Genomic DNA, 3,281 nt, shown 5'->3' with positions numbered 1-3,281 from the left:
CGCCATATTCGATGCCGTTGTGCACCATCTTGACGAAGTGGCCGGCACCGCTGGGTCCGCAATGCAGATAGCCGAAGGGCGCGGTGCCGGCATCCCCAGGCGGATTGGAGCCGGCATCGGCGCCCGGTGCCAGCGTGGCGAAGATCGAATCGAGGTGCTGCACCGCCACGTCGGGGCCGCCGATCATCAGGCAGTAGCCACGCTCCAGGCCCCAGACGCCGCCGCTGGTGCCGACATCGACAAGATGGATACCCTTGCCGGCCAGTTTCGCGGCCTGGTCGACGGCGTCGTGGTAGTAGGAATTGCCGCCGTCGATGACGATGTCGCCGGGCTCCATCAGGGCCGCCACCTGGTCGATGATCCTGCCGGTGATCGCCGCCGGCAGCATCAGCCACACGCAGCGCGGCTTGGCCAGCTTGCCGACGAATCCTTCCATCGAGGCCGCCCCTGACGCGCCGTCGGTCACCAGGGCGGCGACGCTGGCCGGGTTGATGTCGTAGACGACGCATTCGTGGCCGTCGCGCATCAGGCGCCGGACCATGTTGGCGCCCATCCGGCCAAGTCCCATCATTCCGATCTGCATGGTTTCGTCCCTGTTTTCTAAGAGATTTGCGGGGTTATCGAGGGAAGGTCTACTGGCTGTGATCTACTGGCCATCTTGGTCGCCCGATATGACGGAGAAGTCGACATTCTCCCAATCGCCGGTCCCGGGCCAGAAAAAAGTGAAGAGCAGCGTGCTTCCCTCGGGGAGGCTTGCCGCAGGCAGATCGGCAAGATGGATGCCGAAGGCGTTCTCCACCGTATGGCTGTCGTGGGCGGTCGCCCAGTTGTCGGTGCTCCAGTGGACTGTAGCCGGGTCCAACAATTCGACGCGCAACGTCTTGCCCTCCGGCATGGTGCGGATCTTGTTGTTGAACCGCCAGGTTCTGAACGGCGATACGGTCTTGTCCTCGATATAGCGCTTGACGCCTTGCGGCGGCATGTCGAAGACCGCGCCGTCGCGCAGCGAGCGCAGCAGCTTGATATGCTCCGAATGCGCCCAGACCAGCGGCATGGCGCTGCCCGAGGGGCGGCCGTGGCGCAGTTCGCGTTCCGGCAGATCGGCGCCGTCCCAGACCTGCTCCGGCAATAGGCCGCCCGGCCCGGCCGAGCCTTCCAGCGCAGCCAGCAGGCTGGCTGCCTTTTCCCTGCGCCCCGCCGCCAGCTCGTAGTGGGCGCGTTCGCCGGCCAGCAGCGGCCAGGGGCGACCCTGGCCGGTGCCATCGAAAGGCGCGCCATCTTCGTGCTCGCCATAGCCATCGCCGTTGTAGCGGTACCAGAGCGGCCCTTGCGGCAGATCGCAGCGCAATTGCGCGTCGATGACCTTGACCGTGTCTGTCATGCGCGGGTCGTCGGCCGCCCGCAGACCGAAGCGGACAAGTGCCAGCGCATCCGGGCTGACGATCTCCTTGGCGGGCCGATCCGTGTCGCCGGGCGGCCGGTTCTTGATCGGGACATAGCCGTCCTTCGGCGAACCGGCCTCGGCGCTGTCGGGTGGTGCTATGCGGACATAGTAGCCTTCGACGCCGACTTGACTGCAGATCGCCGTGCCGGTGACGTAGGTCCAGCGCTCGACCTGGTCGTTCCAGACGTCTGATGTCTCGCGCAGATAGGTCGCGGCGTCTGTCTTGCCGCAGGCGTCGAGCAGGTCTGCCGCGGCAAGCAGTGCGGCGATTTCGACGGCGAGCGTGAACGGGCTGTAGCCGGCATCCTCTTCCCAGCGGTCCTCGCCGGTGACGGGCCCGTTGCGCACGACATAGCCGGCGGCGCGCTCGATCATCGGCAGGAAGGTCATGAGCCTGGCGCGGGGCAAATGGCCGGCGCGGCGCAAAGCATCGGCCAGCAGCAGCGGAAAGGCGCATTCGTCCATCTGGATGCCGGGCCAATAGGCCGATCCGTCGAGCCAGGCGTTCTGCGGCCAATGGCCGTCCGGCTGCTGGATGGAGCTGAGGTAATCGAGGATTTGCAGGGCCGAGGCAGCATCGCCGGCAGCAAGAAAGCCGCCCGCCGTCTCGACCAGATCGCGCGGCCAGACCAGATGATAGCCGCCGAGGTCGTCGTCACCCTTGTTGAAGCCCCACGGGATCGACAGGCTGGCGACCGCGGCGCCTGGTGTCGCGATCGACCGGTGCGTCGCCAGTACCGCGGTGCTGGTGCGATAGCTGTTGATACCCGATGGTGCCGTGTGTCGATCTAACGGCAGCAGGCCAGTCTGCCATTGGCGCCAGTTCTGGAGGTAGGATTTCGCTGCGGGTTCAAAACCCTGCTTCAGGCTGGCGAAAGCATGTTCCGCGGCCTCGTCCGATGTCGCGCCGAACCCAAGCGCCAGCAAGGCCTTGGTCTCTGTGGCGGAAAAGCCGATCTCGCCCGTCAGCGCAACATTGCCGTCCTCGGCCCGCTGGTACGCAGCGTCGAGCTCACCGGTGTTGTGGAGTTGCTGCCAACCGTCGGAAAAGCCGACATAGCCGGCCGAACCGGTGCGCCAGGGCTGCGACGAGGCCAGCGCCAGGCAAGAGCCGCGTCCCGAGGCGAACAGCACGGGCTTTCCCTCGTGCTCGCCGACCCAGGCGGTGTTGCCCATGCCGGCATTGACCAGATGCGGCGCCAGAAGCGCGTAGACGCGGTAGCCACCGGGCACCCCTTTCAGCGCCGTGAAGGTGATTTCCTGCAGCAGAGCCGGGCGCGCGGGGTCGGCGAGGATGCGCTTTTCGATCCGCCAGGCGCCGTCATTCGCCGTATTGACCAGCCGGTAGGCGGGCACGCCGTCCTCGAACGGTTCGATCGTATGCACGGCATCGCGCTTCTCTTCCGAAAAATAGCCGCCGGGACCGGTAACGATCAAGCCGAGGTCGCGGGTGCAGGCGCCGTCGACGCGCGGATAATAGATTTCGTTGAGGATGCCGTGGCTGATCGTAAACCAGATCCGGCCGGCCGGCGAAAGCGACGTTCCGACACCACTCTTGGCGCTTGATGTCCAGCGCGCCGGAATTCCCGGGGCGCCCGGAGCAACGTTTTGCGTCACTGGCATTCTGTTTCGGTCTCCTGGCCTCCTCCCTAGACCAGGACGCGAACCCTTTACAATCATTGCACCGCAAGTTGATCGGCCGGTCCAACGGCAGGGCAACGAACTCGGGCTGACGGGTTTCTTCGGAGCCTTCGCCCGCCATTGGCTGACGGAGCATCAAGCGAAAAACCCGCCTGTGCGGCGGGTCACTGGCGCAAATCAGCACCATGGCCAAAAA

2 protein-coding genes are annotated in these 3,281 nt (G+C 65.7%); both read right to left on the bottom strand.

Features of this window, described 5'->3' with window-relative positions; genetic code table 11:
• Positions 1-583: NAD(P)-binding domain-containing protein (locus tag EN750_RS25340; RefSeq protein WP_245482804.1), on the bottom strand; the 583-nt coding region annotated here is incomplete at its 3' end.
• A gap of 63 nt (positions 584-646) precedes the next feature.
• Positions 647-3,067: a glucan 1,4-alpha-glucosidase gene (locus tag EN750_RS25335; RefSeq protein WP_127398152.1), complete on the bottom strand. Its 2,421-nt coding sequence runs from the start codon at positions 3,065-3,067 to the stop codon at positions 647-649.
• Between the last annotated feature and the right edge of the window lie 214 nt (positions 3,068-3,281).

The organism is Mesorhizobium sp. M7A.F.Ca.ET.027.03.2.1 (assembly GCF_003999175.1).
Taxonomy (GTDB): Bacteria; Pseudomonadota; Alphaproteobacteria; order Rhizobiales; family Rhizobiaceae; genus Mesorhizobium.
The sequence above is the reverse complement of the archived record's forward strand: the minus strand, read 5'-3'. Positions and strand labels throughout refer to the sequence as shown.